This window comes from Alienimonas chondri, from assembly GCF_013036045.1.
Taxonomy (GTDB): domain Bacteria; phylum Planctomycetota; class Planctomycetia; order Planctomycetales; family Planctomycetaceae; genus Alienimonas; species Alienimonas chondri.
Genome location: NZ_WTPX01000223.1, coordinates 1 through 5,603, shown reverse-complemented (window position 1 = coordinate 5,603; position 5,603 = coordinate 1). Strand labels below are relative to the sequence as shown.

Annotated in this window: 5 protein-coding genes; all 5 read left to right on the top strand. The window is 70.0% G+C overall.

Going from position 1 to position 5,603, the window contains the following annotated elements:
* Positions 1-189: 189 nt before the first annotated feature.
* Positions 190-723, top strand: a complete 534-nt coding sequence (locus tag LzC2_RS19955; RefSeq protein ID WP_171189790.1) for a hypothetical protein — start codon at positions 190-192, stop codon at positions 721-723.
* Entirely contained in the window at positions 720-1,472 is a 753-nt protein-coding gene (locus LzC2_RS19950) for an SDR family oxidoreductase (RefSeq protein ID WP_171189789.1), read from the top strand. The genes LzC2_RS19955 and LzC2_RS19950 overlap by 4 nt, the downstream gene beginning before the upstream one ends.
* Before the next feature lie 222 nt (positions 1,473-1,694).
* Positions 1,695-3,317, top strand: a complete 1,623-nt coding sequence (locus tag LzC2_RS19945; RefSeq protein WP_171189788.1) for a hypothetical protein — start codon at positions 1,695-1,697, stop codon at positions 3,315-3,317.
* Between the two features lie 60 nt (positions 3,318-3,377).
* On the top strand, positions 3,378-4,592 hold the full coding sequence (locus tag LzC2_RS19940; protein ID WP_171189787.1) for a GspE/PulE family protein: 1,215 nt from the start codon (positions 3,378-3,380) through the stop codon (positions 4,590-4,592).
* A 114-nt stretch (positions 4,593-4,706) separates the two neighbouring features.
* A partial coding sequence (locus LzC2_RS19935; RefSeq protein WP_171189786.1) for a type II secretion system F family protein occupies positions 4,707-5,603 on the top strand: 897 nt, incomplete at its 3' end.

The following is a 5,603-nucleotide window of genomic DNA, read 5'->3' as shown; positions in this document are numbered from 1 at the left end:
GCTTGTCGCTCCCCTCTCCCCCAAAACGGGGAGAGGGGAGCGACAAGCCGAGCGTTTTCTGCCGCCGGCCCCTACGCGGCCCTCGGCCTGCGGCATAACCCGTTTCTCGCGGACCCGCGCCCGGGGGTCGACGCTCCGTTTTGGATTGATCGACCGGCGCCTGCTTCGCCGGAACCGAGCGAACGGAAGGTGATTCAACTCCTCGGCGAAAAGGGCGCCGGGAAGACCTCCCTGCTGCTGCATTGGCGGAACGAACGCCGCGGCCCCTATCGCTACGTGCCCCCGGGTCGTCCGATGCCGACGGGGCTGCTGCGGTTCGCTCCGCTGCCGGCCGGGCCGCTGGTTTATTGGGACGAAGCGGACCGCGTGCCGCCCCCGCTGCTGTGGCTCGCCCTGTGGAAAGCGGCGAGAAATGGGGCGACGGTCGTCGTCGGAACGCACCGCGATCTCACCCCGGAGGCGACCCGGGCCGGGCTGCCGATCGTCACGCACGAGTTCCCCCCGCTCACGCCGTCGGCGCTCCGCGCCTGGTGCGAACCGCGGATCGCCGCCGCCGCCCTGCTCGACAGTCCGTCGGAGGATCGGCTCGTCGTCCCTGACAAGGTATTGCAGGAGACCTGCGACGCCGCGGGGTCGTCGTTACGGGAAGCGTCCGTCATCCTGCACATCTGGGCCGCCCGGGCGGCCCGGCAATCTCACCTCTCACGATCGACCTCGTCATGACCGCTCTTTCTCGCATCGCCACAGACAAGCAGCTCGCCCTCGTCACCGGCGGCGGTTCCGGGATCGGGGAGGCGATCGCCCATGCCCTCGCCGGTCGCGGCTGTCGGGTCGTCATTTGCGGACGGACCGAGGCGAAGCTGAAACGAGTCGCCGAATCGGCCCCGGACGGCGCCGCGGAAATTCTCACCCACGTCTGCGACGTCGCCGATCGGGACGCCGTCGCGGCGCTGATCGAACGGTGCGAAGGCGAACTGGGCGGATTGGGCGTGGTCGTAAACGCCGCGGGCCTGAACGTCCCCGGCCGATTGCTGAAGGACGCGACCGGCGAGGAGTGGGACACGGTGATGGCCGCCAACGCGACCGGCCCCTTCAACGTCTTGAAGGCCGCCGTCCCGGCGATGAAGGAGCGCGGCGACGGGTTGTGCGTGAACATCTCTTCGGTGGCCGGCGTGCGGGCGCTGCTGCTGGGCGGCATCCCCTACGCCGCCAGCAAGTTCGCCTGCACGAGCCTCGGTCTGGCGCTCTCCACGGAGTTGAAGGACACGGGCGTGCGGGTGACGAACATCTACCCCGGCGAAGTGGAGACGCCGATTCTCGATTTGCGTCCCGAGCCGCCCGGCCCGGAGCGGCGGGCGCTGATGTTGCAGCCGGAAGACGTCGCCGCCGCCGTGCTGCTCGCCGCCACGCTGCCGCCGCGCGCGAACGTGCTGGAGCTGACGATCAAGCCGACGGTGCAGGAGTTCGTGTGATTCAAGCCCGTAACGTCGAGGCCCCGCGGGGCCTCGGCGTTACGGCCGCACGGCTGCATGGAACCGGTCGTCGAGGGCAAGATTCCGCCGCGCGCGGAACACCCCTTCCGCTGCGTGGCTCCGCGGGCTACACCACCGGTCAAGACCCATGTCCCGCCCCGGTTCCGTTCGGAACGGCTTGGGGCGTTCACCGCAGACTCGCACCAGGGAAGGATCCCGCCCATGCGTCCCCCGCAGACGTACTCCCCCCCGTCGTTCGCCGCAGCGGCTTTCGCCGTCGCCACGATCGCCGCCGCCTTCGCCGTCCCCCCCGGCGCCGCCGCCCAAGGGAAATACGACCGCATCGCCAAACGCGATGCGCAGGTCACCCCCGCCGCCGACTCCACGTTCCGTAACGATCGGAGCTTCGAGCGGAGCATTTACGACACCCCCACGGCACCGACCTTTTCCTCCGACCTCGACCCCCGCAAGGTGGCGACCGCGGTGGATTCGTTCAGCCGGGAGATGAAGGCCCTGTACGCGGTGCTGCTGTCGGAACAGCGTAACCTGCCCAGCGTGCGGACCTACATGGCCGAGGTGAACGGCTACCAGATCGACGCGGACGTGCTCGCCCGTGATCTGCAAACGGCTCGCACCGTCGCCACCTACGAACCGCAGTTGCGGGAACTGGACAGCGGCTGGAACAAGACGAGCCGCCGGTTGATCTCCATCCCCGGCCTCTCCCGCACCGCCGAACAGGCGATCCGCACCGTCGACGCCGCCACCAAGGGCGTCGAATCTTCGCTGGACATCGGCGGCCCGACGCTGGATCGCCGGGCGTTGGTCGAAACCTCCGTCCTGCTCCGCAGCGCCGTGCGTTACCTGGCGGACACGATCGAGTTCTCCAGCGCCATCCCGGCCGACGCCGACCGTCGCGATCTGCGGGTGAAAACCAACCAGGCCCGTCAGCAGGCCGACCGCATGTACGGCCTCGTGTTCGACGCGGCCCGCCCGGATCGCACCTACCTGATCGAGGAATACCGGACCTTCACTCAGCTGATGAACCCGGTGATCGGCAAGCTCCGCGGCAACAACGATCGGGCCCTCGGCCGCGACGTGCGGAACGTGCAGGAATACCAGCGCCAGTTCGCCGACCTGCTGCTGATCGACCGCGGTATCGACCGCGATCAACTGGGCTACATGGTCTCCGACCTGCAGCAGGACGTGGAACGGTTCTTCAACAACACCACGCTCGAACTGCTCCGCGATATCCCGCGGAACGAAGAAGCCCTCGCCAGCGGCAACGCCTTCTACGGCACCTTCCAGAACTTCACCGCCACGATGGCCTCCTCGCAGGACCCCGCGGACTGGAGCTACGCCTACCAGTTCATCGATGAGCAGTGGCTCGACTTCCAAAACATCTTCCGCGAGATCAACAGCGAACAGGCCCGCGCCGACCTCAAGGAGATCGAAGCCGGCATGAACGCTCTCCGCGAAAGCCTGAACCTCACCGGGAACTTCGATCGCAGCGCCGTCGCGGATCTCGCCGCCCGGATCGAAACGAACGCCGCCTCCATCAAGCGAGACGCCGAATCCTGGCTCCGCCAGAGCCGGCCGAGCTACATGAACGTCGCCCGGGCCGACATGGTGGATTACGAACTGAAGAGCCGCGACTTCCACGAGGCCGTCGTCAACGGTCGCCCGCTACGGGAGCTGCGGGAGATGGAAACCGAACTGTTCGAGCAGTGGAAGCTGGTTTACGGCCACATCAAGAACGCCGACACCCGCGAGCGGGCCTACCTCGCCAGCAGTGCCCGGGACACCACCCCGGCGTTCCGCGAAGTGCAGGTCGCCCTCGCCAAATAGTTTCTGACTACGCCGGTCGTTTCTGAGAACGATCGTCCAATCGTCGCCTGAGCCGGACGCATGCGTCCGGCTCAGCTGCGTTATACCGGCATGATGAACTTCGATCCCGCCTCCTGCCGATCCGCCGCCGCGGTCCCCGATGCGGTCGCCGCCCTGCTGGCGGAAGCGGCGGACGCACGCGCTAGCGACGTGCATCTCCTGCCCGAGCCGGATGGGTTGCGGGCGCTGTTCCGCGTGGACGGCCGCCTCTCGGAGCGAGGAACGTTTCCCTCGGCGGTCGCGACGAACGTCGTCGGACGCTTGAAGGTCCTCGCCGGCCTGCTGACCTACGACAACGATCGCCCGCAGGAGGGCCGCATCCGCCCCCCGGAGGACGCCCCCCCCGAAATCGGCGCGCCCGGCGCCGCCCCGCAGATGCGGCTCAGCACGTTCCCCACGATTCATGGCGAGAAGGCGGTCGTCCGCCTGTTCGCCCCCGCCGGCCGCCTCGCGGCCCTCGACGATCTGGGCCTGACGCCGGAGATCGTCGCCGGTCTCCGCGCCGCCGCCGCCGCCCGTGGGGGACTCGTGCTGATCGCCGGCCCCGCCGGCAGCGGCAAAACGACGACCGCCTACGCCCTGCTGCGGGAGTCTGCGGGAGTCGAGGAAGAGTTGCGCAGCATCGTGACTCTCGAAGACCCGATCGAAGCGATCGTTCCGGGAGTCAGCCAGAGTCAAACCCGCCCCGCCGCCGGGTTCGATTTCCCGACCGGTCTCCGCAGTCTGCTCCGACAGGACCCGGAAGTGCTGTTCGTCGGCGAGGTGCGCGACGCGGAGACCGCCCGCATCGCGTTGGGCGCCGCGCTGACGGGACATCTCGTCTTTACCACCTTCCACGCCGGCACGAATCGCGGGGCGGCCGTTCGCCTGCGAGAAACCGGAGCGGAGCCGTATCAGATTCGGCACGGTCTGCGGGCGACGCTCGCCCAACGTTTGCTCCGCCGGCTGTGCGATTGTGCCGAAACGACCGACGCCCCGGACGCCCGCCTCGGCTTGAGTCTTCCGCCGGAGACGCCGGTGAAGGTCGCCCGCGGCTGTGACGCCTGCGACGGGACCGGATACCGCGGCCGATTCCCGGTCGCCGCGTTCGATGCGGCCGAGGGGGGCGAGGGATTCGACGTCGACGCCGCCGACGACGGCTCGCGGTTGTCCGCCGCCGCCCTCGCCGCGATCGAACGCGGCGACACCGACCCCGCGGAGGTGCGACGCGTCTTCGGGTTCGGGCCGGTTCTGTAGCCGGCTCTCTGTTGGAGAGGATTCTTGAGGCGAACCGGGGGAAGTCGCGGAGATTCTTCCGACCCGGCACACTCAGCGGGCGCCTCCCCCGCTCCGCGACGTTCCTCCCGTATCGTGCCCGCGTTCCTTCCCGCCGCCGACTCCCCGGACGCGCTGCCCGCGCGGCGGTTGGAGGAGGTCATCGCACTGGGCGACGAAGCCGCCGCGTTCGCCGCCGCCGGGTTGCCGCTGGAGGTCGGGCTGGGCGCCGGCCGACCGCGCGGGCTGAGCGAACGCATCGCCCGCCGATTACGAGACGGCATGAGCCTGCCGGACGCCTACGCGGAGGAACGCGGCCCGGCGCCCGCGGCGATGCGGGCGGTATTGGAAAGCGGCGTGCGCTCCGGCCGCCCCGGCGAGGCGCTGGCCCGCGTCGCGGAGCGATCCCGCATGGTCTCCGAACTGCGGGCGGAACTCGGGGCCGCGTTGATCGGCCCGCTGGCGGTGATCGGAGCGGCGGCGGCGCTCGCCGCCTGGTTCCTGCCGCTGGCCGCGGGACCGCTGGCGAACATCCTGCGACAGGCGGGCGCCGAGGTCTCCGGGTCGGTTCGGCTGTTCGAGCGCATGGGGCAGGACGGCTCGGCCTGGCTCTGGCTCGCGCCGGCGGCGGCCGTGGCTGCGGCGGTGCTGTTGGCGTGGCTCACCGGCGGGCGGTTGCTCGGTTGGCTGCCGGGGGTGCGGCGCGTGCGCAACGAACTGCGGTGGTCCAGCTGCGCCCATTTACTCTCGCTGCTCACGGACGCGGGCACGCCGCTGGGCGAGGCGTTGCGACTGTCCGCCGGAAGCGCGGGCGGCGCCGGGCCGAAGCGATTCGCCGCAGCCGCCGATCGGCTCGACGCCGGCGAGAACCGGGCGGACGTGTTCTTCGAAGGGGCGGCCAGTCCGGCGCCGCCGCTGCTCTCCTGGACGTTGGCCACCGTGCCCGCGGCGGATCTGCCGACCGCGTTGGCCGAGGTCGCCGCGACCCATGCG

Bases quoted from the DNA above. Each gene is read 5' to 3' on its own strand.
- LzC2_RS19950 (WP_171189789.1), top strand. From the start codon at position 720: ATGACCGCTCTTTCTCGCATCGCCACAGACAAGCAGCTCGCCCTCGTC.
- LzC2_RS19945 (WP_171189788.1), top strand. From the start codon at position 1,695: ATGCGTCCCCCGCAGACGTACTCCCCCCCGTCGTTCGCCGCAGCGGCT.
- LzC2_RS19940 (WP_171189787.1), top strand. From the start codon at position 3,378: ATGCGTCCGGCTCAGCTGCGTTATACCGGCATGATGAACTTCGATCCC.